Source organism: Pseudomonas sp. IPO3747 (genome assembly GCF_013385245.1).
GTDB lineage: Bacteria > Pseudomonadota > Gammaproteobacteria > Pseudomonadales > Pseudomonadaceae > Aquipseudomonas > Aquipseudomonas edaphica.
This window is the reverse complement of sequence record NZ_JACAQL010000003.1, coordinates 34,584-57,536: the sequence shown is the minus strand read 5'-3', so window position 1 is coordinate 57,536 and position 22,953 is coordinate 34,584. Positions and strand designations below refer to the sequence as shown.

The following is a 22,953-nucleotide window of genomic DNA, read 5'->3' as shown; positions in this document are numbered from 1 at the left end:
AACCAGTGCTGAATGGCCTACAGACACTTAAGAGCCGCTTTATAACAAGGGCTCTAAAAAGCTGTCAAGGAAGCCCCCAGGCTCATTCGCATTAATGCGTGCTAATTCTTTCCTTGGAATCGGACTCGCGTTTTTCGTCCTTCGCGACAATCTCCGGAGCCACATCCGGCAAGGGCTCCGGCGCGTATTGCAACGCAATTTGCAGGACCTCGTCAATCCATTTAACCGGTTTAATCTGAAGATCCTGCTTGATATTGTCAGGAATTTCCTTCAAGTCGCGAACATTCTCTTCCGGAATGATCACGGTCTTGATACCGCCTCGGTGTGCAGCGAGCAATTTCTCTTTCAGACCACCGATGGCCAATACCTGACCCCGCAGGGTAATTTCCCCGGTCATCGCCACATCGGCACGCACAGGAATGCCAGTCAGTGCCGACACCAGTGCCGTGCACATGCCTACACCGGCGCTAGGGCCGTCTTTGGGGGTCGCCCCTTCCGGCATGTGGATGTGGGTGTCGTGCTTCTCGTGAAAGTCCAGGGGGATCCCCAGGCTCTTGGCGCGGCTGCGCACCACGGTCTGCGCGGCGGTGATCGATTCGACCATCACATCACCCAACGAACCGGTCTTGATAAGCTGGCCTTTGCCCGGGATAACCGCCGCTTCGATGGTCAGCAGTTCGCCGCCCACCTGGGTCCACGCCAGGCCCGTCACCTGCCCTACCTGATCCTGCTGCTCAGCCAGGCCGTAACGGAATTTCTTCACGCCCAGGAAGTGCTCCAGGGAATCGGCAACCACCTTCACCGAGAAGCGTTTTTCCAGCGAGTGCTCCTTGACCGCTTTGCGGCAGATCTTCGCAATCTGACGCTCAAGGCCACGCACACCGGCTTCGCGGGTGTAGTAACGCACGATGTCGCGGATCGCTTCGACCTCAAATTCGATCTCGCCTTTTTTCAGGCCATTGGCCGAGATCTGCTTGGGTGCGAGGTATTTGACGGCGATGTTGATCTTCTCGTCTTCGGTGTAACCCGGCAGACGAATCACCTCCATCCGGTCCAGCAGGGCTGGCGGGATGTTCATGGAGTTGGAGGTGCACAGGAACATTACGTCGGACAAGTCGTAGTCGACTTCCAGGTAATGGTCGTTGAAATTGTGGTTCTGCTCGGGGTCGAGCACTTCGAGCAACGCCGAGGCCGGATCGCCACGCATGTCGCTGCCCATTTTGTCGATTTCATCGAGCAGGAACAGCGGGTTGCGCACACCCACCTTCGTCATCTTTTGAATCAATCTTCCTGGCATCGAACCGATGTACGTACGGCGATGGCCACGAATTTCCGCTTCATCACGCACACCGCCAAGGGCCATGCGCACAAACTTACGGTTGGTGGCACTGGCAATCGACTCGGCCAGGGAAGTTTTACCTACACCCGGAGGCCCGACCAGGCACAACACCGGGCCACGAATTTTCTTCACGCGCTTTTGCACGGCGAGGTATTCGAGGATGCGTTCTTTGACTTCTTCGAGGCCGTAGTGGTCGGCGTCAAGGATCTCTTCGGCACGGGCCAGGTCCAGGCGCACTTTGGTCTGAGCTTTCCACGGCACCTGCACCAGCCAGTCGATGTAGGAACGCACCACGGTGGCTTCGGCCGACATTGGCGACATTTGCTTGAGCTTGTTCAGCTCAGCCATGGCCTTGGTCAGGGCGTCTTTAGGCAGGCCGGCGGCGTCGATGCGCTTTTTCAGCTCTTCGACTTCGTTGTGGCCTTCTTCGCTGTCGCCGAGTTCTTTCTGAATGGCCTTCATCTGCTCATTCAGGTAGTACTCGCGCTGGCTGCGCTCCATTTGTTTCTTCACGCGACCACGGATGCGCTTCTCAACCTGCAGCAGGTCGATTTCACCATCCAGCAGCGCCAGCACGTGTTCAACACGGGCCGGCAGGTCGATGATTTCGAGGATGTCCTGCTTCTGCTCGATCTTGAGCGCCATGTGCGCGGCCATGGTGTCGACCAGGCGGCTTGGCTCATCGATGCTGTTGAGGGACGACAGCACTTCAGCCGGGACTTTCTTGCCCAGTTGCACATACTGCTCGAACTGCGAGAGCAGGCTGCGCACAAACACTTCGGATTCGCGCTCAGGGGCTTCGACTTCGTCGATCAGCGCCACTTCGGCGCGCAGGTGACCGTCCACCTCCATGAAGCGCTCGACCGCACCACGCTGCTCGCCTTCGACCAGCACCTTGACGGTGCCATCGGGCAACTTGAGCAATTGCAGAACAGTCGCAACGGTACCGACCCGATACAGGGCATCTTCGCCTGGATCATCATCAGCAGGATTCTTCTGGGCCAACAGCAGGATCTGCTTGTCGCCCGTCATCGCAGCCTCGAGGGCTTCGATAGACTTCTCGCGCCCCACGAACAGCGGGATAACCATGTGCGGATAGACGACGACATCACGCAACGGCAGGAGAGGCAATTCAATGGTTGTCTTCATGATTTCGCCTCTATGACAGTTGAAAAATTAGCTTGAAACCAAGATGGGGGCTGTACGCAAAAAAAACAAGCTCAATGCCAGCAGTTAAACGCATGAATAAACGCGAATTTAACCGTAAAACACAAACCGCCCCGAAAAACCGCCACATAAAAAGAAAGGGCCTCGAAAGGCCCTTGCTTGTACTGCGACGGCTTGACGCTTAAGCGTCAGGTGCAGCCTTGGCAGCCGGCTCACTGTTTTCGTAGATATACAGTGGCTTGGATTTGCCTTCGATAACGCTTTCGTCGATCACCACCTTGCTCACCTCGGATTGCGAGGGGATTTCGTACATGGTGTCGAGCAACACGCCTTCGAGGATCGAACGCAGGCCACGTGCACCGGTCTTGCGCTCCAGTGCCCGCTTGGCCACTGATTTGAGCGCGTCGGTACGGAACTCGAGGTCTACACCTTCCATCTCGAACAGCTTGGCGTATTGCTTGGTCAGGGCGTTTTTCGGCTCGGTGAGGATCTGAATCAGAGCAGCCTCATCCAGCTCGTCCAACGTGGCCAGGACCGGCAGACGGCCAACGAATTCCGGGATCAGACCGAACTTGACCAGATCGTCAGGCTCGACTTCACGCAGGGACTCGCCCACCTTCTTGCCTTCTTCCTTGCTGCGCACTTCTGCACCGAAGCCGATGCCGCCACGGGTGGAACGTTGCTGAATAACCTTTTCCAGCCCCGAGAAAGCACCGCCACAGATGAACAGGATGTTGCGCGTATCAACCTGAAGGAATTCCTGCTGCGGGTGCTTGCGGCCGCCTTGTGGCGGTACGGAAGCAACCGTGCCTTCGATCAGTTTCAACAGGGCTTGCTGCACGCCTTCACCGGAAACGTCCCGAGTGATCGACGGGTTGTCGGACTTGCGCGAAATCTTGTCGATTTCGTCGATGTAGACAATACCCATCTGGGCCTTCTCTACGTCGTAGTCGCACTTTTGCAGCAGCTTCTGAATGATGTTCTCGACATCTTCACCCACGTAGCCAGCCTCGGTGAGGGTGGTGGCGTCGGCGATGGTGAATGGAACGTTCAGCAGACGAGCGAGGGTTTCTGCAAGCAGGGTTTTACCCGAGCCTGTAGGACCGATCAGCAAGATGTTGCTCTTGCCGAGTTCGACTTCGTCGCCTTTCTTGTCACGCTGGTTCAAGCGCTTGTAGTGGTTGTACACCGCTACCGCCAAAACCTTTTTTGCACGCTCTTGACCAATCACATACTGATCAAGGATGCCGCTGATTTCTTTAGGCGAAGGCAATTTATGCGCGCTGCTCTCGGCCTGGGCTTCCTGCACCTCCTCGCGGATGATGTCATTGCACAGGTCGACGCACTCGTCGCAGATAAACACCGAGGGGCCGGCAATCAATTTGCGTACTTCATGCTGGCTTTTGCCGCAGAAGGAGCAATAGAGCAGCTTGCCGTTGTCCTCGCCGTTGCGGGTGTCAGTCATTCGTTCGATCCAAATCCGATAGGCTTGCAACACAAGATGAAGGCTTATGCGGGCTTTTTCAAGCCCGCCGGTGGTCGGACATGCCGACCAGCCTTATTTTGAGGTGCTTATATTAAGCGGGGCGCTTTTCGATCACTGCGTCGATCAACCCGTATTCACGAGCAGCTTCAGCGCTCATGAAATTGTCGCGGTTGGTATCACGCTCGATTTCTTCCAGGGTGTGCCCGCTGTGTTTGGCCATCAGCGTGTTCAGACGCTCACGAATAAACAGGATTTCCTTGGCGTGGATTTCGATGTCCGATGCCTGGCCCTGGAAACCGCCCAACGGCTGGTGAATCATCACGCGCGAGTTCGGCAGGCAGTAACGCTTGCCCTCGGCACCTGCGGTCAGCAGGAAAGCGCCCATGCTGCAGGCCTGGCCGATGCACGTGGTCGACACGTTTGGCTTGATGAACTGCATGGTGTCGTAGATCGACATGCCTGCAGTAACCGAGCCGCCCGGGGAGTTGATGTAAAGATGGATGTCCTTGTCCGGGTTTTCCGCTTCAAGGAACAGCAGTTGCGCGCAGATCAGGTTGGCCATGTAGTCCTCTACCGGGCCGACCAGAAAAATCACTCGCTCCTTGAGCAGGCGCGAGTAGATGTCATAGGCGCGTTCGCCACGAGCAGATTGCTCGACAACCATCGGGACCAAGCCGCCAGCGGCCTGGATATCAGAGTTCTGCTGAATATAGGAATTACGGAACATGCTCTGCAGTTACTCCCAAATAGTCATGTCTTGAAAACGCATAAGCCAGCGCGAGGCTGGCTTATGGTTATATTTCGAACGAGTTGGACAATCAGTCGGCTTGTGCTGCTTCCGCCGGTTTGACTGCTTCTTCGTAAGAGACCGCTTTGTCGGTCACCTTAGCCTTCTGCAGAACAGTATCCACAACTTGTTCTTCCAGCACAACCGAACGTACTTCGTTCAGTTGCTGGTCGTTCTTGTAGTACCAAGCCACGACCTGCTCAGGCTCCTGGTAGGCCGAAGCCATTTCCTGGATCATTTCGCGAACGCGATCTTCGTCAGGCTTGAGGTCGAATTGCTTGACCACTTCAGCCACGACCAGACCCAGCACAACGCGGCGCTTGGCTTGCTCTTCGAACAGCTCGGCTGGCAGCTGGTCAGGCTTGATGTTGCCACCGAACTGCTGAACCGCTTGAACGCGCAGGCGATCCACTTCGTTGGACAGCAGGGCCTTGGGCACTTCGATCGGGTTGGCGGCCAGCAGACCATCCATCACCTGGTTCTTGACCTTGGACTTGATGGCCTGACGCAGCTCACGCTCCATGTTCTTGCGAACTTCGGTACGGAAGCCGTCGATGCCGGTTTCCTTGATACCGAACTGGGCGAAGAATTCTTCGTTCAGCTCAGGCAGCTTAGGCTCGGAAACACTGTTGACGGTCACGGTGAACTCGGCGGCTTTGCCGGCCAGGTCCAGGTTCTGGTAGTCAGCAGGGAAAGTCAGGTTCAGAACGCGCTCTTCACCGGCCTTGGCGCCAACCAGGCCGTCTTCGAAGCCCGGGATCATGCGGTTGGAACCCAGCACCAGCTGGGTGCCCTTGGCGGAGCCGCCAGCGAATGCTTCGCCGTCAACCTTGCCAACGAAATCGATGTTCAGCTGGTCTTCGTTCTGGGCGGCACGGTCGGCCACTTCAAAACGGGTGTTCTGCTTGCGCAGGATTTCCAGCATGTTGTCCAGGTCGGCATCTGCCACGTCAGCGCTCAGGCGCTCAACGGCGATGTCTTCGAAACCGGCAACGGTGAATTCCGGGAACACTTCGAATACGGCAACGTATTCCAGGTCTTTACCGGCTTCCAGGGACTTAGGCTCGATCGAAGGCGAACCCGCTGGGTTCAGCTTGTGCTCGACAACGGCTTCGTAGAAGGAAGCCTGGATCACGTCACCAACAGCTTCCTGACGCGCATCGGCACCAAAACGACGCTTGATTTCGCTCATTGGCACTTTGCCTGGACGGAAACCAGCGATCTTGGCCTTTTGGGCAGTCTGCTGCAGACGCTTGTTGACCGCAGTCTCAATACGCTCTGCCGGCACGGTGATGCTCAGGCGGCGCTCGATGGCAGTAGTATTTTCAACAGAAACTTGCATGGATATTCCTCGTTGCACAGACGTTAGCCGGCCGTTTCCGACCCCAGAATCAAGGGCATGCATTCTAGTGGGTCAAACTCAAGAAGTCACCCTACTGAAAACGGGTGGAAAAACAGCAGGCCATTTATAGGTTCAAGTGCACGCATGCACCTCATCCCGTTAGCAAATACAGCGCATCACGCCAGGGCTCTAGCGCCAGCCCTTCTATATATAGAAGAGGTTGGATGCACACCCCGGCGAGCGACCCTGCAAGCAAGGTCGAAGGGTGTGGCAGCAGCATCGAGAAACACAAATACGATGAAACGCCCTACCCTGGAAACTCAAAACACTCAAACAAAAACGGCACAGCCCTTTTTCAGGTACTGCGCCGTTATTCGCTATTAAATAGCTGTACCGACCCTTATATAGCCGCGGATCAGTTCTACACGCTCAAAACCGGCAACGATTCTAACGCCAAGGCATTGAGAATGCTTGTTTTTTCTTGACGTCAATCAACGCCACAGGCCTGATGCCGGTCGATGGCGGCAAAAACCCGACTGCGCGCCCGGTGCAGCAGCACCCGCGCATTGCACAGACTGACGCCCAGCAACTCGGCAATCTCCTCAAGCTCAAGCCCTACCCGCTCACGCAGCACAAGCGCAGCGCTCTGAAGCGTCGACAGTTCCTGCAACGCGCGCTCGATACAGGCGCGCAGTTCGTCTTCACTGACCAGCGCCTCGGGCGTATCTTCATGCCAGCCCGCCGGTGCCGACAGCCACTGGCCACTGGCGGCGCAAAAGCGCTCCTGACCCTGCGAGTCATCGAAAAACACTTCGCGCCGACTCCGGCCATAGCGGCCCTTGGCTTTATTGGCCGTAATCGTCAGCACCCAGGTCTTGAGGCTGGAGCGCCCCTGAAAACCACTCAGCCCGCGCACAATCGCCAACCAGGCATCCTGCACCACATCATCGACATGCCGATGCCCGGCGATCGCCGAAGCCACCGCACGCATGGCGCCCTGATGGGTTTTAACCAGGTCGCAATAGGCCGATTGCTCCCCCAACAGCAGGCGCCCGAGCAAATGCGCCTCGCCAACCGCCATTCCCTGACTTTGATCCTGCTGTTGTGCCAACATTTTTCAGACCCTCCACGTAGCAGCGGATGAGGATCCAGGCCCATCCACGGCCATCCTCGTCAGTACATACGCGGCAGGGCATTTTTTGGATGCAAAAAAAAGCGCCAGATCATTGATCTGGCGCTTTTTAAAATATGGGGTGGACGAAGGGGATCGAACCCTCGACAACGGGAGTCACAATCCCGTGCTCTACCAACTGAGCTACGCCCACCATATTGCTTCAACAAGGAACTCGAACACCTTCCTTGTCTGGCCTCACCCTGCCTGATGGCTGGGTGACGCTTAATTGGTGCGGATGAAGAGACTCGAACTCTTACGCCTCGCGGCGCTGGAACCTAAATCCAGTGTGTCTACCAATTCCACCACATCCGCGCTTGAAACTCTTAAAGCAAAGGCGCCAGATGATTAATCTGGCGCCTTTCTAAATATGGGGTGGACGAAGGGGATCGAACCCTCGACAACGGGAGTCACAATCCCGTGCTCTACCAACTGAGCTACGCCCACCATATAGCGCTACTTGTGCCAAAGCTGCCTAATGGCGCACCCGGCAGGACTCGAACCTGCGACCATCCGCTTAGAAGGCGGATGCTCTATCCAGCTGAGCTACGGGCGCCTTATTAATCTGTACTCGTTGAAGATTACAAACTAAGTGCTTCCAGCCTTGCAGAACAGCTCTATCTGCTCGACCTTCTTAACCAGTGCTAGGCTGTGCCCGACAAGTGCGACGAATAGTATAGACGGCCTTGATACCCGTCAAATCTTTTTTGAAAAAAACTGATTTTATTTAAGGGGTTAGGGCAATTTGCAGACCAAGCGCCTTTGCCCTCACGTCATGGCGTGCGAGAATGCGCGCACTTTTCTTCCCCCTCTCGATGGTTAATCACGCGTAATGACTGCACAACTTATCGACGGCAAATCAATCGCCGCCAGCCTGCGCCAGCAGATCGCCAAACGAGTCACCGAGCGCCGCCTGCAAGGTCTGCGCACGCCTGGCCTCGCGGTGATCCTGGTCGGCAGCGATCCTGCCTCTCAGGTTTATGTCTCGCACAAGCGTAAAGACTGTGAAGAGGTCGGCTTTATTTCCAAGGCCTACGACTTGCCTTCCGAGACCACCCAGCAGGCGCTTACCGACCTGATCGACGGCCTCAACGACGACCCGGCCATTGACGGTATCCTGCTGCAACTGCCACTGCCCGAGCACCTGGACGCCTCCAAACTGTTGGAGCGCATCCGCCCGGACAAAGACGTCGACGGCTTCCACCCCTATAACGTCGGCCGCCTGGCCCAACGCATCCCGCTGCTGCGCCCCTGCACCCCGAAGGGCATCATGACCCTGCTGGAGAGCACCGGCGTCGATCTGTACGGTCTGGATGCCGTAGTCGTTGGTGCCTCCAACATTGTTGGCCGCCCGATGGCCATGGAGCTGCTGCTGGCCGGCTGCACCGTGACTGTCACCCACCGTTTCACCAAAGACCTCGCCGGCCATGTTGGCCGTGCCGACCTGGTGGTGGTTGCCGCGGGCAAGCCGGGCCTGGTCAAGGGCGAGTGGATCAAGGAAGGCGCGATCGTGATCGATGTGGGCATCAACCGTCAGGACGACGGCAAGCTGGTCGGCGACGTGGTGTACGAAACCGCCCTGCCCCGTGCCGGCTGGATCACCCCGGTACCCGGCGGTGTCGGCCCGATGACCCGTGCGTGCCTGCTGGAAAACACCCTGTATGCCGCAGAAAGCCTGCACGGCTAATAACCTGCCGTACTGAAAAAGCCCTGCCTTATCGCAGGGCTTTTTATTGAACGGCTAAAAACCCTTTTTTCTTAGTTTTTAAGCACTTTCGTCTGGATCTAGAAGAACATTCGACAGTTCTTCGTCCATACTCCTAAAATGTAACGGCATTTATCAAAAAACCGTTCTCGAACGGCATTTTCCTTACTTTTTTAGCGAGTTCACCCGCGTGAAAATTCGTCTCTCTCTTGTCAGCCTATTTTTTGCATTTACAGGCACCTTCGCGCACGCCAGCGAAACCACCCTCGCCCCGCGTGATACTTCAAAACTGCAGATTGCTTCCGGCAGCGCCATCCTGGTCGACCTGCAGACCAACAAAGTCATCTATTCCAGCAACCCCGACGTGGTGGTGCCAATTGCCTCCGTCAGCAAGCTGATGACCGGCCTGATCGTGCTCGAAGCCAAACAGAACATGGATGAGTACATCGACATCAACATCAAGGACACGCCAGAAATGAAAGGCGTGTTCTCCCGGGTGAAAATCGGCAGCGAAATGCCGCGCAAGGAAATGCTGCTGATCGCCCTGATGTCCTCGGAAAACCGCGCCGCCGCCAGCCTGGCCCACCACTACCCGGGCGGCTACCCGGCGTTTATTGCAGCGATGAACGCCAAGGCCAAGGCACTGGGCATGACCAGCACGCACTACGTGGAGCCCACCGGCCTGTCGATTCACAACGTGTCCACCGCCCGCGACCTGAGCAAGCTGCTGGCCGCCGCGCGTAAATACCCGATGCTGAGCCAACTGAGCACCACAAAGGAAAAGACCGTGGCGTTCCGCAAGCCCAACTACACCTTGGGTTTCTCCAACACCGATCACCTGATCAACCGCGCCAACTGGGATATCAAGCTGACCAAGACCGGCTTCACCAACCAGGCCGGCCACTGCCTGGTGCTGGTGACCAGCATGGGCAACCGCCCGGTGTCGCTGGTGATCCTTGATGCGTTCGGCAAGTTCACCCACTTTGCCGATGCCACGCGTATCCGCAACTGGGTCGAAACGGGGCGCGGCGGTTCGGTGCCGGACGTGGCCTTGCGCTACAAGGCCGACAAGAACCTGAAGAATCGCCCGAACGCGGCTGAAGTACGCCGCTGAATAATGTGGGAGCTGGCTTGCCTGCGATAGCATCAACGCGGTGCAACAGATAAACCGAGTTGCCTGCATCGCAGGCAAGCCAGCTCCCACAGGCTATAGCCTTCAGCGTTTTTACTTTCTTTCCGCCAGCACCTTGAGCGCCTGCGCCGCCGCCTGCTCCTGCCCGGCCTGCGCCGTGGCATTGGCAGAATCGCGCCAGCGCTGCACATCCACATTCGCCGGCAACTGGCTCGGGCGCTGGGTCAAAATCGCCCAGTGCCCCGCGCTCTTCCACGCCGACTCAAAATTACTGAAGCTCATCAACAGCCGTCGGTCCATGCCCGAGCGCAGCAGCACGGTGCTTTTCTGCTGATTGAACCCCACCACCACAACATAACGCGTGCCCGACCACATGCTCGGGTTGATCCGCGCCATCACCGGGTAACCCGCCGCCACTTGCGCCAGCACGGCCGTCAGCTGGCTGTCCAGCGGGTACACCATCAGCCCGTATTCACGCGCCAGCACCTGCATATTGCGCTCAAGGTTCGCCTCGCCACCCGGTAAGTGCAGCGGTTTGTCCAGCAAGCCGGGTGTCATGACAATGCCTTGTTGCGACAGCATGCTGGCTAAAGCTGAAGGACCGCTCTGATAGGCCTCGCTGCGATACGCCGGCACACCCGTGAGTTCAACGCGCTCCGGCAACCCCGCCAGTTTCGACGGGTGCCCGGAACACGCCGCCAGCCCGAGGGCGCACGCCAGCAGCAAGGAGGTTTTAACGTTCGAGCGTAAGCGCAATTTTTTACTCTCTTGATCAACGGCCGGTAAGGGCCCAGATCATAGCCCAATCGCGTTTAGGGAGTAGCGACAGGCTGCTGATATAGCCAACAAGTTGGACCGATTCGACCATTGGTCAATAGCACGCAACCGTCAGCTGGCTAGACTGTCCATTGAGAAGACTGTGTGTGCCCCCAGCGGGGCGAAAGGAGGCCAGAATGAGCCTTGCAACAACGATTTTCCTGTTGGTCTGCGGTTGGCTGTCAGTAGCCGCCGCCATGCTGTGGGGCGTGATGCGCGTAACGCGTCGGCATCACCACCCCCATGTCACACCGGCTGCACCCGCCAAGCCGCACAAGGCCGCGGTGCATCACGCCTAGCCAGGCATGCAACTGAAGTCTTGAGTCGCGGCCACTTCCTTGCCGCGACCGTCCTTGAGCACGGCACGCACGGTAGTGCCCAGGCTGGATTCCACCAGCGTGTAGTGCTCACCCGCCTTGAAGTTCTTGTACTCGACCCGGCCCTGGCAGTCTTGCTGGTTGTCGTCGCCCGGCTCTTCTTCAAACAGTGTCACATCCAAACGATGGTCCCCCGGCGTCACTTCAAAATAGCGACCGTCATCCACGCGGTGGCCGTCGACGCGCTCGGCCATCAGGTCATTTGGCGCTTCTTCCTTCAGACCAATCCATGCCTCGCTCGGGTCAGCTTTAGGGATGGGGCCGGCGCAGGCTGACAACAACAAAACAACACCAAGCGCGGGGATCAACAACAGAGGTTTGAATGACATGGCAGGGCTCCAAAGGGCATCAGTAAAAACGTTGAAGGCGATTCAAATGTATCGCCGCCGATGGGTTACAAGCTTGGAGAGCTGCCCTATGTAGAACAAATGAATACATATGAAACGATCTTCAGCCGTTAACTAAATGTTCCTTCACCTGGCTGAAAGGTGCGTGTTAGGTGGGTCGGGCAAGACTGCCGGGGTTTGCAATCCTGCTCCCTCGGAGGTTCACGCATGCTCGGGCTGGTAAAGACCGCACTGCAAAAGCCCTACACGTTTATCGTGTTGGCCATATTCATCTGCATCATCGGGCCGATGGCGGCCCTACGAACCCCCACGGATGTTTTTCCCGATATCGGCATCCCCGTCGTCGCTGTGGTTTGGCAGTACAACGGCCTGTCGCCGGACGCCATGGCCGGTCGGGTGATCTACACCTACGAACGCTCCTTGAGCACCACTGTCAACGACATCGAACACATCGAATCGCAATCGCTGCCCGGCATGGGCATCGTCAAAATCTTCTTCCAACCGGGTGTGGATATCCGCACCGCCAACGCCCAAGTCACGGCCGTGTCACAGACCGTGCTCAAGCAGATGCCACCGGGCATCACGCCGCCGCTGATCCTCAACTACAGCGCCTCCACGGTGCCGATCCTGCAACTGGCGTTTTCCAGCCCCAGCCTCTCGGAAGCCAAGATCCGCGACCTGGTACAGAACAATATCCGCCTGCCCTTGAGCGCCCTGCCCGGCCTGGCCATGCCCACGCCAATGGGTGGCAAGCAACGCCAGATCACCCTCGACCTCGACCCGCAGGCGCTGGCCGCCAAAGGCTTGTCGGCACAGGACGTGGGCAACGCCCTGGCGCTGCAAAACCAGATCATTCCAGTGGGTACCGCCAAACTCGGCCCCAACGAATACACGATCCTGCTCAACAACAGCCCCAAGGCGATTGATGAGCTCAACGACCTGCCGATCAAGACGGTCGACGGCGCAATCATCACCATCGGCCAAGTGGCCCACGTGCGTGACGGCTCGCCGCCGCAGACCAACATCGTGCGCGTCGACGGCCACCGCGCGGTGCTGATGCCAGCGTTGAAAAACGGCAGTATCTCTACCCTGTCGATCATCGACGGCATCCGCCAGATGCTGCCGCGCATCAATGAAACCCTGCCGCCGTCGCTGAAGACCTCACTGCTGGGCGACGCCTCGGTGTTCGTCAAACAATCGGTGGGTAGCGTGGCCCAGGAAGGCATCATCGCGGCGCTGCTGACCAGTGCGATGATCCTGCTGTTCCTCGGCAGCTGGCGCTCCACCTTGATCATCGCCGCCTCGATTCCGTTGGCGGTGTTGTCGGCCATTGCATTGCTGGCGGCCACCGGGCAAACCCTCAACGTGATGACCCTCGGCGGGCTCGCATTGGCGGTGGGGATTCTGGTGGACGATGCCACGGTGACCATCGAAAACATCAACTGGCACCTGGAACAAGGCAAGGCGGTGAAGACCGCGATCCTCGACGGCGCCGCGCAGATCGTCGGCCCGGCGTTTGTGTCGCTGCTGTGTATCTGCATCGTGTTTGTGCCGATGTTCCTGCTGCAAGGCATCGCCGGTTACCTGTTCCGGCCGATGGCGCTGGCGGTGATTTTCGCCATGGCCAGCTCGTTCATTCTCTCGCGAACCCTGGTGCCGACCCTGGCGATGTTTTTGCTCAAGCCGCATGTGCCGGAACAAGGGCCAGGGCATCACCCGGAAGATGAATTCATCAACCATCACGAAGGTGAACAGCACAAGAAACCGCGCAACCGTGTGCTGCAATCGGTGCTGAACTTCCAGCAGGGTTTCGAACGCCATTTCTCGAATATCCGTGACACCTACCACGGCCTGCTGACCTTGGCGCTGGGCGCACGCAAGCGCTTTATCGTCGGTTTCCTGGCCTGCGTGCTGGCCTCGTTCCTGCTGTTGCCGAGCCTGGGCCAGGACTTCTTCCCGGCCACCGACGCCGGAGCGCTTGCCCTGCATGTGCGCCTGCCATTGGGCACGCGTATTGAAGAAAGCGCGGCGGCGTTCGACCGCATTGAAGCGCGGATTCGCGAAGTGATCCCGGCCGAGCAACTCGACACCATCGTCGACAACATCGGCATCCCGCTCAGCGGCATCGACATGGCCTACAGCAGCAGCGGCACCATCGGCCCGCAGGACGGCGACATCCAGGTCAGCTTGAAAAAGGACCACGCGCCGACCGCCGACTACGTGAAAAAACTGCGTGAAGCCTTGCCGCAAAGCTTCCCCGGCAGCCACTTTGCGTTCCTGCCTGCCGACATCAGCAGCCAGATTCTCAACTTCGGTGCCCCGGCGCCGCTGGACGTGAAAATCTCCGGGCGCAGCGATGCGGAAAACCGCGCCTACGCCATCGAACTGGAGCGCCGCCTGCAACATATTCCGGGCATTGCCGACCTGCGCATCCAGCAGTCCACCGGCTACCCGTCGTTGCAAGTGAACGTCGACCGTATGCGTGCCAATGGCCTGGGCATCACCGAGCGTGACGTGACCAACAGCATGGTTGCCTCGCTCGCCGGCAGCTCACAGGTGGCGCCGACGTTCTGGCTTAACCCGGCCAACGGCGTGTCGTACTCCATCGTCGCCGCCACCCCGCAATACCGCCTCGACAGCTTGCCGTCACTGGAAGCCTTGCCGGTGACCGGTGCCGATGGGCAATCGCAAATCCTCGGCGGCGTGGCGAGCATCTCTCGCGTGCAAAGCCCGGCGGTGGTGACCCACTACAACATCGAGCCGACCCTGGACCTGTATGCCAACGTGCAAGGCCGCGACCTCGGCGGCGTGGCCCGTGACGTGCAAAAGGTGCTGGATGACACCGCCTCCATGCGCCCCAAAGGCGCGGTGATCAGCCTGCACGGGCAGATCGATGCGCTGCATGAAGCGTTCAGCGGGTTGAGCTTCGGCTTGCTCGGCGCCGTGGTGCTGATCTACCTGCTGATCGTGGTCAACTTCCAGTCGTGGGCTGACCCGTTTGTGATCATCACTGCACTGCCGGCCGCACTGGCGGGGATTGTGTGGATGCTGTTCCTCAGCGGCACCTCGTTGTCGGTGCCGGCACTCACCGGCGCCATCCTCTGTATGGGCGTGGCTACCGCCAACTCAATCCTGGTGGTGAGCTTCTGCCGTGAACGCCTGGCCGAACATGGCGACGCGCTGAAGGCGGCCATGGAAGCCGGTTACACGCGCTTCCGCCCGGTGTGCATGACCGCCCTAGCGATGATCATCGGCATGTTGCCGCTGGCGATTTCCGAGGAGCAGAACGCCCCGCTCGGCCGCGCCGTTATCGGTGGCTTGATCTTCGCCACCATCGCCACATTGTTGTTTGTACCCGTGGTCTTCAGCCTGGTCCACGGTCGTCACCCTACTCGCGCAGCTGCTGGAGAAACTTCACATGTCGTCTGATCACAAACCCTCGCGCAAGCGTCTGATGCTCCTGGGTGTCGGCGGCCTCACCTTGGCCGCCCTGTTGGTCGCTAACGGCCTGCACGCCCGCACCACCCACGAAGAGGCGGTTACGGCCTGGACCGAAACCGCCGCCATCCCTCAGGTGATGGTGTTCCAGCCCAAGCAGAACGCGGCCGGCGATACCCTGCGCCTGCCCGCGCACCTCGACGCCTGGAGCAAGGCGCCGATCCATGCGCGGGTGAGCGGTTACTTGAAGGACTGGAAAGTCGACATCGGCAGCCAGGTCAAAGCCGGGCAAATCCTCGCTGAAATCGACAGCCCGGACCTCGACCAGCAACTGGCGCAAACCCACGCGCGCCTGCTCCAGGAACAGGCCAACGCACGCCTGGCCGCAACCACCGCCACACGCTGGCAGAACCTGCTCGCCAGCCATTCGGTGTCGCGTCAGGAGGCGGATGAAAAAACCTCCAACGCCGCTGCCGCCAAAGCCAACGCCGAGGCCGCCGCTGCCGACTATGCGCGGCTGTCGGCGCTGGAAAGCTACAAGACCATCCGCGCTCCGTTCGCCGGCACCATCACCGCGCGCAACACCGATATCGGCCAGTTGATCAAGGCCGACACCGACAGCGACCCGGAACTGTTCAACATCGCCGACACTCACCAACTGCGTCTGTATGTGCCGGTGCCGCAGAACTACGCGTCGGTGATCCACCCTGGGCTTGAGGCCGAGCTGACCGTACCCGAGCACCCTGGCGAGCACTTCAAGGCGCGCCTGATCGGCGACTCCACCGCCATCGACCGCCGTTCCGGCACCCTGCTTGCGCAGTTTGTCGCCGACAACCCCAACGGCGAACTGCTGCCCGGTGACTACGCCGAAGCCACGCTGCCGATTCCGGCCGACACCCACGGCGTGAGCATCCCGGCCAGCGCCTTGATCTTCCGCGCCCAAGGCACCCAAGTGGCGGTGCTGGACGCGCAGAACCATGTGCACCTGCAAGACATCCACATCGGCCTGGACCTGGGCGAGCGCCTGGTGATCGACCAAGGCCTCAAACCCGCCGACCGCGTGGTCGACAACCCGCCCGACGCCCTGCGCGAAGGCGACCCGGTAGAGCTTGCCCAAGCCGGAGGTGCGCATGCGCGCAAGGTTTAACCCCCTAGCGGCGTTGGTACTATTGGCCTTGCAGGGTTGCTCGATGGCGCCCACCTACAAGGTGCCCGCCGTTGACCTGCCGGCCGGCTACCGCGAACAGACCAGCGATGGCCCGTGGCACAGCGCACAACCGTCCGACCAACTGGCACCCGAATGGTGGAAGCTCTACAACGATTCGCACCTCAATGACCTGCAACAGCAACTGCTCAAGGCCAACCCGGACCTGGCGGCGGCACTGGCGCACTTTGATGCGTCCCAGGCGTATGCCAGCCAATTGCATGCCGGGCTGTTCCCGCAAATCACCGCCAGCGCGCAGCCATTGCGCCAGCGGCAATCGGATTCGCGGCCGCTGCGTGGCGATACGCAGCCATCGGTGTACAACAGCAATACCGCGGCGTTTTCGCTGAGCTACGACCTGGACCTGTGGGGCAAGATCCGCAACCAGGTCGCAGCGGGTGACGCCCAGGCACAAGCCTCCGGGGATGACCTGGCAGTGGCGCGCCTGAGCCTGCAGCATCAATTGGCGACCCTGTATGTGCAGCTCAATGGGCTGGATGCACAGAGTCGGATCCTCAATAGCTCGCTGGAGGATTTCAGCCAGGCGCTGCAACTGACGCGCAGCCGATACGAAGGCCAGATTGCTTCCGAACTCGACCTGACCCGTGCGCAAAACCAGTTGGCCGAAGCCAAAGCCCAGCTGGATGAAGTGCGCGGGCAACGCAACCTTACCGAGCACGCCATTGGTGAATTGGTGGGTGTGGCAGCCAGCAACTTCACGTTGCCGCCAAGCCGGCAATTGATTGCCCTTCCGGGCATCCCATCGCAACTGCCGAGCCACCTGCTGCAACGTCGTCCGGACATTGCGGCGGCGGAACGGCGGGTGTTCGCGGCCAATGCCAATATTGGCGTGGCCAAGGCGGCGTGGTATCCGGATTTCAGTCTCACCGGGTTAATCGGTGGGCAGACCCAAGGGGTTGGCAACCTGCTGTCTGCCGGCAACCGCTACTGGGCGCTGGGGCCGTTGGTGAACCTGCCGATCTTTGATGGTGGGCGGCTGAGCGCCAATGAACGGCAGGCCAAGGCCGAGTTTGAAGAGGCGTCGGCGCAGTACCGTAGCCATGTGCTCAAAGCGGTGCGTGAGGTGGAAGATAACCTGGCGCAATTGCGGGACCTGCAGCAGGAAGCCCAGGATGAGCAAGCGGCAGCGGATGCGGCGCAGCATACGCAGGCATTGGCGATGAACAGCTATCAGGCCGGGGCCGTGAGTTATCTGGATGTGGTGACCGCGCAAACCGCGGCGTTGCAGGCGCAGCGGACCTTGCAGGCGGTGCAAACGCGGCAATTGCAGGCGAGTGTAGGGTTAGTCACGGCCCTCGGCGGTGGCTGGCAACCCGGCGCCTGAGACTCCCCTGTAGATCGTCCCCACGCTCCGCGTGGGCATGCAGCCGGTGACGCTCCGCGTCACAACTTTAAGGGCGGACGCAGAGCGTCCAGAGCGGCATTCCCACGCAGAGCGTGGGAACGATCTGCAACTCTGCGTCTGTTTTTTGGGGCTGCTGCGCAGCCCAACGCAGGGCAAGCCTGCTCGCCACAACAGCCCGCTTGCCACAGACTTTGTATTCAACAGAAGTTGCTTAGATACCTGTACTGCGATAGCCCCCTATCAGGCAGCAAGCTTCCCACTGGCAATCGCCGCCGACGCGGCCAGCATCGCCCGCAGCAAGACGGCACACCCTGCCGCCAAATCATCCGGCGCGGCATTCTCGATTTCGTTATGGCTGATACCTCCTTCACATGGCACGAAGATCATCCCCGCCGGGCCCAGTTCAGCGACAAAGATCGCGTCGTGCCCTGCCCCGCTGACGATATCCATGTTCGACAAACCCAACCCGTTCGCCGCATCGCGCACCGCGTCCACGCAGCCTTTGTCGAAGTACAACGGCGGGAAGTCAGCAGTGGGTTCCAGCTCGAACGTCAGCCCATGCTTGGCACAGGTCTCATCGATCACCTTGCGCACCTGCGCAATCATCGAATCCAGCCGCGCCGGTTCCAGGTGACGGAAGTCCAACGTCATGCGCACTTCACCGGGGATCACATTGCGTGAACCTGGATAGGCTTGCAGGCAACCGACAGTGCCGCACGCATGCGGTTGATACCCCAACGCCGCGGCATTCACCGCCGCCACCACGGCGGCCGCACCCACCAAAGCATCCTTGCGCAGGTGCATCGGCGTCGGCCCCGCATGCGCCTCAACACCGCGCAGTTTCAGGTCGAACCACTTCTGCCCCAATGCCCCCAGCACCACGCCGATGGTTTTCTTCTCGTCCTCCAGAATCGGGCCTTGCTCGATATGCGCTTCGAAATACGCGCCCACCTTGTGGCCACTGACAGCACGCGTGCCCGCATAGCCAATCGCATTCAACGCATCGCCCACGCTGACGCCATCCACATCAACCTTGGCCAAGGTATCGGCCAAAGTGAATTTCTCGGCAAACACGCCCGAGCCCATCATGCACGGCGGGAAGCGTGAGCCTTCTTCGTTGGTCCACACCACCACTTCCAGCGGCGCTTCGGTTTCGATCTTGAGGTCATTGAGGGTGCGCAGCACTTCCACGCCCGCCAGCACGCCGAAGCAGCCGTCGAACTTGCCGCCCGTAGGCTGGGTGTCGATATGGCTGCCGGTCATCACCGGTGGAAGGTTGGGATTGCGGCCAGGGCGCCGGGCGAAAATATTGCCGATGCCATCGATGGTCACGGTGCAACCCGCGTCTTCACACCACTGCACAAACAGGTCGCGGGCCTTGCGGTCGAGATCGGTAAGGGCCAGACGACAAACACCGCCCTTGGGCGTGGCGCCAAGTTTGGCCAGGTCCATCAGCGACTGCCACAGGCGGTCGCGGTTGATGTGCTGATGGGTCGATTGCAGAACGTCCAGGGCAGCGTTCATGGGGATCTCCTCAGGCTGTGTTTCTTATGATTTAACTCGATCCAATGTGAACCGAGCTTGTGTGGGAGCTGGCTTGTGTGGGAGCTGGCTTGCCTGCGATACAGGCGACTCGGTATTCCCGCCGAACCGTGGTGATGCAATCGCAGCGGTGCGACGACTCGACAAGCCAGCTCCCACAGTGACCGCATTTACACAGGTGATTTGGCGGCGACCGGTCTGATGCCACGCTTGGCATTCAGGCCGTAATACAGCACCCCACCCAACGCCGAGCCGGTGAACCAGCCGTAGCTGTAAAACCAGCTGAACACATCACTGCTCAGCGACAGCAAGGTCAGCACCACCGGCACGCCGAAGGCAACAAAGCCGCTCCAGTTCCACGCCGGGTACACGTCATCGCGGTACAAACCGGCCAGGTCCAACTGCTGTTTGCGCGTGATGAAATAGTCCACCACCATGATCCCGGCGATCGGGCCGAGCAGGCTGGAGTAGCCCAGCAACCAGTTGGAATACACGGTTTCCAGGCTCACATTCGAGACGATCAGCCCGAGTTTTTTCAGCAGTTCGTGGGCCATCAACGCGAGCCCGACCAGGCCGGTAAGAATCACCGCCGTGGTGCGGTTGATCAGCTTGGGCGCGATGTTCTGGAAGTCGTTGGTGGGCGAGACGATGTTCGCGGCGGTGTTGGTGGACAAGGTGGCGATGATGATCAGCGCCATGGCGATAGCCACCCACACCGGACTCTGAATGTGCCCGATCAGGGTGACGGGATCGGAGACGCTGACGCCCACCAGCTTCACCGACGCCGCGGTCATGATCACGCCGAGGGCGGCGAACAGGAACATGGTCAGCGGCAGGCCGAAAATCTGCCCGAGAATCTGGTCCTTCTGGCTTTTGGCGTAGCGGCTGAAGTCGGGAATGTTCAGCGACAAGGTGGCCCAGAACCCGACCATGGCTGTCAGCCCGGCCATGAAGTAACCGGTGAGGCTTGCGCCTTCGGGGCGCTTGGGTGGAATCGCCATCAGTTCACTCAGCGACACATTCGGCATCGCCCACACCAGCAAGCCTATTCCCACCGCCACCAGCAGCGGCGCCGACAAGGTTTCCAGGCGCTTGATCGACTCGGCGCCGCGCAGCACCACCCACAGGTTCAGGGTCCAGAAAATCATGAAGCCGATCACTTCACCGGTGCCACCAAGGGACTTCCAGCCTTCGAAAATCGAGCCCAGGAACAGATGAATCGCAAGCCCGCCGAACATCGTCTGGATGCCAAACCAGCCACAGGCCACCAGCGCGCGAATCAGGCACGGCACGTTGGAGCCGAGGATGCCGAAGGACGAACGCAACAGCACCGGAAACGGAATGCCGTACTTGGTACCCGGGAAGGCGTTAAGGGTCAGAGGGATCAGCACCACGATGTTGGCGAGCAAAATCGCGATCAGCGCCTCGCCCACCGACAGCCCGAAATAGGCGGTGAGCACCCCGCCCAGGGTGTAGGTCGGCACGCAGATCGACATACCGACCCACAGCGCAGTGATGTGCCACTTGTTCCAGGTGCGTTCATGCACCTTGGTCGGTGCCATGTCGTGGTTGTAGCGCGGGCTGTCGAGGACGTCGGGGCCGGCGTCGAGTTCGTACAGGCCGTTGCGTTCAATGACTTGCGATCTGTTCTGTTGCATGGCCGCTCCACGGTTTTTTTTAAAATTATTGTTGCTCATCCAGCGCGTGGCGCCGGATGGCCGGAGTACCTCGTAAACAACATGACATCACGGGCTCGGCCAGCCGCCACTGCACTCAAAATCCGTGCCGACAACCGCATCTGAACCCGCACCGCTTATATAACTCGCTGATGTTTATCAGCTTTCCGATTGTGCCCTGGGTACTTGTCGCCTTACTCAGGCTAAATAATGCGAAAGTTGCCCGAACTGTCAGGACTCAATCTGGTGCAACACAATTATTTTTATTTACCCACGCCGTCAAGCGGCATGTCTCAAGCGCCTGATTTGCAATAAGAAATGTTGCTCAATTCAAGAACCTGTCAAGTGCGTCAAAATGGTGAAGGGACGCTACATTTTGGTGATTTTTAGTTTTTATCCTTATAAATCAATAAATTAATAACGATATATGCTTATAAAAAATCTTCTTGCCCATTCGAAAAACTCGGGCTAGTTTCTATTCCTGTCACCGATGACAGGATTAAACCCTGCATCGGCAAGCAGCATTACAACACTTAGAACTGGCACAAGCCGGTCAAGCCTGTGAGGAACTCGACATGTCGCTGTTGATCCGTGGCGCCACCGTTATTACCCATGATGAAAGTTACCGCGCCGATGTGTTATGCGCAGGCGGTCTAATTCGCGCTATTGGCACTAATCTGGAGGTGCCCGCCGGCACTGAAACACTCGATGGCAGCGGCCAATACTTGATGCCCGGTGGCATCGACCCGCATACGCACATGCAACTGCCCTTCATGGGCACTGTGGCCAGTGAAGACTTTTTCAGTGGCACGGCGGCGGGTCTGGCAGGTGGCACCACCTCGATCATCGACTTCGTGATTCCCAACCCGCAGCAATCGCTGATGGAGGCTTTTCACCAGTGGCGCGGCTGGGCGGAAAAATCCGCCTCCGACTACGGTTTTCACGTGGCGATCACCTGGTGGAGCGAGCAGGTGCGCGAGGAGATGGCCGAGTTGGTCAGCCACCATGGCATCAACAGCTTCAAGCACTTCATGGCCTACAAGAACGCAATCATGGCGGCGGATGACACCTTGGTCGCCAGCTTCGAACGCTGCCTGGAACTGGGCGCGGTGCCGACGGTGCACGCAGAGAACGGTGAGCTGGTGTATCACCTGCAACGCAAGTTGATGGCCCAGGGCATTACCGGGCCGGAAGCGCATCCACTGTCGCGTCCTTCCCAAGTGGAAGGCGAAGCAGCCAGCCGCGCCATTCGCATCGCCGAGACCATCGGCACGCCGTTGTACCTGGTGCATGTGTCAACCCAGGAAGCACTGGATGAGATCACCTACGCCCGTGGCAAAGGCCAGCCGGTCTACGGCGAAGTGCTCGCCGGGCACTTGCTGCTGGATGACAGCGTGTACCAGCACCCCGACTGGCAAACCGCCGCCGGTTACGTGATGAGCCCGCCGTTCCGCCCGCGTGGGCATCAGGAAGCACTCTGGCACGGCTTGCAGTCCGGCAACCTGCACACCACCGCCACCGACCACTGCTGCTTCTGCGCCGAGCAAAAAGCTGCCGGCCGTGATGACTTCAGCAAGATCCCCAACGGCACCGCCGGTATCGAAGACCGCATGGCACTGCTGTGGCACGAGGGCGTGAACACCGGGCGGTTGTCGATGCAGGAGTTCGTCGCGCTGACGTCGACCAACACCGCGAAGATCTTCAATCTCTACCCGCGCAAAGGCGCGATCCGCGTGGGTGCCGATGCAGACCTGGTGCTGTGGGACCCCGAGGGCACGCGCACGATTTCGGCCAAGACCCACCATCAGAAAGTCGACTTCAACATCTTCGAAGGCAAGACCGTGCGCGGCGTGCCGAGCCACACCATCAGCCAGGGCAAGCTGGTATGGGCCGATGGTGATTTGCGCGCCGAGCGCGGTGCCGGGCGGTATGTGGAACGGCCGGCGTACCCGGCGGTGTTTGAGCAGTTGAGCAAGCGGGCTGAGCATTCCAGGCCCACTGCTGTAAAGCGCTGAGACCGCTATCGCAGGCAAGCCAGCTCCCACATGTTGATGTGCG

Annotated in this window: 17 protein-coding genes and 4 tRNA genes; 8 read left to right on the top strand and 13 right to left on the bottom strand. The window is 59.3% G+C overall.

The genetic code is table 11. The features are described 5' to 3' along the window. Window positions 1–91: 91 nt before the first annotated feature. The 4 genes from lon to tig form a co-directional block, all read right to left on the bottom strand. Window positions 92–2,488: an endopeptidase La gene (lon, locus tag HX790_RS06735; RefSeq protein WP_065931108.1), complete on the bottom strand. Its 2,397-nt coding sequence runs from the start codon at window positions 2,486–2,488 to the stop codon at window positions 92–94. 199 nt (window positions 2,489–2,687) lie between these two features. Continuing rightward, on the bottom strand, window positions 2,688–3,971 hold the full coding sequence (gene clpX, locus HX790_RS06730; protein WP_017136464.1) for an ATP-dependent Clp protease ATP-binding subunit ClpX: 1,284 nt from the start codon (window positions 3,969–3,971) through the stop codon (window positions 2,688–2,690). A gap of 112 nt (window positions 3,972–4,083) precedes the next feature. Beyond that, window positions 4,084–4,719: an ATP-dependent Clp endopeptidase proteolytic subunit ClpP gene (clpP, locus tag HX790_RS06725; RefSeq protein WP_003174822.1), complete on the bottom strand. Its 636-nt coding sequence runs from the start codon at window positions 4,717–4,719 to the stop codon at window positions 4,084–4,086. A 91-nt stretch (window positions 4,720–4,810) separates the two neighbouring features. After that, window positions 4,811–6,121 (bottom strand): trigger factor, encoded by a 1,311-nt coding sequence (tig, locus tag HX790_RS06720; RefSeq protein WP_017136463.1) that lies wholly within the window; start codon window positions 6,119–6,121, stop codon window positions 4,811–4,813. Window positions 6,122–6,345: 224 nt separating this feature from the next. Here tig and HX790_RS06715 point away from each other — a divergent pair, with 224 nt between their 5' ends. Beyond that, window positions 6,346–6,606, top strand: coding sequence for a hypothetical protein (locus tag HX790_RS06715; RefSeq protein ID WP_032865532.1), 261 nt, complete (start codon window positions 6,346–6,348; stop codon window positions 6,604–6,606). Window positions 6,607–6,608: 2 nt separating this feature from the next. On the opposite strand, the gene HX790_RS06710 is transcribed toward HX790_RS06715, so the two are convergent. The 5 genes from HX790_RS06710 to HX790_RS06690 all read right to left on the bottom strand — a co-directional run bounded on the left by HX790_RS06710 (window position 6,609) and on the right by HX790_RS06690 (window position 7,848). Beyond that, window positions 6,609–7,202 carry an RNA polymerase sigma factor gene (locus HX790_RS06710; protein WP_099550018.1) on the bottom strand — a complete coding sequence of 198 codons (594 nt, stop codon included), beginning with the start codon at window positions 7,200–7,202 and terminating at the stop codon, window positions 6,609–6,611. Between the two features lie 168 nt (window positions 7,203–7,370). Then, window positions 7,371–7,446: transfer RNA gene (locus HX790_RS06705), tRNA-His, on the bottom strand. A gap of 76 nt (window positions 7,447–7,522) precedes the next feature. Further along, window positions 7,523–7,607 (bottom strand) — tRNA-Leu (locus HX790_RS06700). A 56-nt stretch (window positions 7,608–7,663) separates the two neighbouring features. Beyond that, window positions 7,664–7,739, bottom strand: a tRNA-His gene (locus HX790_RS06695). A gap of 32 nt (window positions 7,740–7,771) precedes the next feature. Continuing rightward, a tRNA-Arg gene (locus HX790_RS06690) sits at window positions 7,772–7,848 on the bottom strand. Window positions 7,849–8,124: 276 nt separating this feature from the next. On the opposite strand from HX790_RS06690, the gene folD reads away from it, so the two are divergent. Together folD and pbpG are read left to right on the top strand one after the other, a co-directional pair. Continuing rightward, window positions 8,125–8,979, top strand: a complete 855-nt coding sequence (gene folD, locus HX790_RS06685; protein WP_017136461.1) for a bifunctional methylenetetrahydrofolate dehydrogenase/methenyltetrahydrofolate cyclohydrolase FolD — start codon at window positions 8,125–8,127, stop codon at window positions 8,977–8,979. Window positions 8,980–9,187: 208 nt separating this feature from the next. Next, window positions 9,188–10,111 (top strand): D-alanyl-D-alanine endopeptidase, encoded by a 924-nt coding sequence (gene pbpG / locus HX790_RS06680; RefSeq protein ID WP_017136460.1) that lies wholly within the window; start codon window positions 9,188–9,190, stop codon window positions 10,109–10,111. Window positions 10,112–10,222: 111 nt separating this feature from the next. Here the strand turns inward: pbpG and HX790_RS06675 are convergent, their stop codons facing one another. Beyond that, on the bottom strand, window positions 10,223–10,885 hold the full coding sequence (locus HX790_RS06675) for a peptidase C39 family protein (protein ID WP_017136459.1): 663 nt from the start codon (window positions 10,883–10,885) through the stop codon (window positions 10,223–10,225). A 197-nt stretch (window positions 10,886–11,082) separates the two neighbouring features. Between HX790_RS06675 and HX790_RS06670 the strand changes: the two genes are divergently transcribed. Further along, complete coding sequence (locus HX790_RS06670; protein WP_017136458.1) at window positions 11,083–11,244, top strand: hypothetical protein; 162 nt, start codon at window positions 11,083–11,085, stop codon at window positions 11,242–11,244. On the opposite strand, the gene HX790_RS06665 is transcribed toward HX790_RS06670, so the two are convergent. Further along, window positions 11,241–11,651: a hypothetical protein gene (locus HX790_RS06665; RefSeq protein ID WP_138450370.1), complete on the bottom strand. Its 411-nt coding sequence runs from the start codon at window positions 11,649–11,651 to the stop codon at window positions 11,241–11,243. The two genes, HX790_RS06670 and HX790_RS06665, sit on opposite strands and share 4 nt — an antisense overlap. A 225-nt stretch (window positions 11,652–11,876) precedes the next feature. On the opposite strand from HX790_RS06665, the gene HX790_RS06660 reads away from it, so the two are divergent. Genes HX790_RS06660 through HX790_RS06650 form a run of 3 tightly spaced genes read left to right on the top strand, consistent with a single transcriptional unit; the run spans window position 11,877 to window position 17,656 of the window. Continuing rightward, entirely contained in the window at window positions 11,877–15,098 is a 3,222-nt protein-coding gene (locus tag HX790_RS06660; protein WP_169988159.1) for an efflux RND transporter permease subunit, read from the top strand. Further along, a complete protein-coding gene (locus tag HX790_RS06655; protein ID WP_099550015.1) occupies window positions 15,088–16,254 on the top strand; it encodes an efflux RND transporter periplasmic adaptor subunit in 1,167 nt (388 codons plus the stop codon). The genes HX790_RS06660 and HX790_RS06655 overlap by 11 nt, the downstream gene beginning before the upstream one ends. Next, complete coding sequence (locus HX790_RS06650) at window positions 16,238–17,656, top strand: efflux transporter outer membrane subunit (RefSeq protein WP_170040751.1); 1,419 nt, start codon at window positions 16,238–16,240, stop codon at window positions 17,654–17,656. The genes HX790_RS06655 and HX790_RS06650 overlap by 17 nt, the downstream gene beginning before the upstream one ends. Before the next feature lie 261 nt (window positions 17,657–17,917). On the opposite strand, the gene HX790_RS06645 is transcribed toward HX790_RS06650, so the two are convergent. Both HX790_RS06645 and HX790_RS06640 read right to left on the bottom strand, forming a co-directional pair. Further along, window positions 17,918–19,201, bottom strand: a complete 1,284-nt coding sequence (locus HX790_RS06645) for a Zn-dependent hydrolase (protein WP_176991379.1) — start codon at window positions 19,199–19,201, stop codon at window positions 17,918–17,920. A gap of 188 nt (window positions 19,202–19,389) precedes the next feature. Next, window positions 19,390–20,877 (bottom strand): NCS1 family nucleobase:cation symporter-1, encoded by a 1,488-nt coding sequence (locus HX790_RS06640; protein WP_017136452.1) that lies wholly within the window; start codon window positions 20,875–20,877, stop codon window positions 19,390–19,392. 593 nt (window positions 20,878–21,470) lie between these two features. Here HX790_RS06640 and hydA point away from each other — a divergent pair. Beyond that, a complete protein-coding gene (gene hydA, locus HX790_RS06635; protein WP_170040748.1) occupies window positions 21,471–22,910 on the top strand; it encodes a dihydropyrimidinase in 1,440 nt (479 codons plus the stop codon). Window positions 22,911–22,953: the final 43 nt, after the last annotated feature.

What these genes read in the sequence shown, in the direction of transcription:
- lon (WP_065931108.1), bottom strand. Translation starts at nt 2,488, where the DNA reads ATGAAGACAACCATTGAATTGCCTCTCCTGCCGTTGCGTGATGTCGTC.
- clpX (WP_017136464.1), bottom strand. Translation starts at nt 3,971, where the DNA reads ATGACTGACACCCGCAACGGCGAGGACAACGGCAAGCTGCTCTATTGC.
- clpP (WP_003174822.1), bottom strand. Translation starts at nt 4,719, where the DNA reads ATGTTCCGTAATTCCTATATTCAGCAGAACTCTGATATCCAGGCCGCT.
- tig (WP_017136463.1), bottom strand. Translation starts at nt 6,121, where the DNA reads ATGCAAGTTTCTGTTGAAAATACTACTGCCATCGAGCGCCGCCTGAGC.
- HX790_RS06715 (WP_032865532.1), top strand. Translation starts at nt 6,346, where the DNA reads ATGCACACCCCGGCGAGCGACCCTGCAAGCAAGGTCGAAGGGTGTGGC.
- HX790_RS06710 (WP_099550018.1), bottom strand. Translation starts at nt 7,202, where the DNA reads ATGGCGGTTGGCGAGGCGCATTTGCTCGGGCGCCTGCTGTTGGGGGAG.
- folD (WP_017136461.1), top strand. Translation starts at nt 8,125, where the DNA reads ATGACTGCACAACTTATCGACGGCAAATCAATCGCCGCCAGCCTGCGC.
- HX790_RS06670 (WP_017136458.1), top strand. Translation starts at nt 11,083, where the DNA reads ATGAGCCTTGCAACAACGATTTTCCTGTTGGTCTGCGGTTGGCTGTCA.
- HX790_RS06665 (WP_138450370.1), bottom strand. Translation starts at nt 11,651, where the DNA reads ATGTCATTCAAACCTCTGTTGTTGATCCCCGCGCTTGGTGTTGTTTTG.
- HX790_RS06660 (WP_169988159.1), top strand. Translation starts at nt 11,877, where the DNA reads ATGCTCGGGCTGGTAAAGACCGCACTGCAAAAGCCCTACACGTTTATC.
- HX790_RS06655 (WP_099550015.1), top strand. Translation starts at nt 15,088, where the DNA reads ATGTCGTCTGATCACAAACCCTCGCGCAAGCGTCTGATGCTCCTGGGT.
- HX790_RS06650 (WP_170040751.1), top strand. Translation starts at nt 16,238, where the DNA reads ATGCGCGCAAGGTTTAACCCCCTAGCGGCGTTGGTACTATTGGCCTTG.
- HX790_RS06645 (WP_176991379.1), bottom strand. Translation starts at nt 19,201, where the DNA reads ATGAACGCTGCCCTGGACGTTCTGCAATCGACCCATCAGCACATCAAC.
- HX790_RS06640 (WP_017136452.1), bottom strand. Translation starts at nt 20,877, where the DNA reads ATGCAACAGAACAGATCGCAAGTCATTGAACGCAACGGCCTGTACGAA.
- hydA (WP_170040748.1), top strand. Translation starts at nt 21,471, where the DNA reads ATGTCGCTGTTGATCCGTGGCGCCACCGTTATTACCCATGATGAAAGT.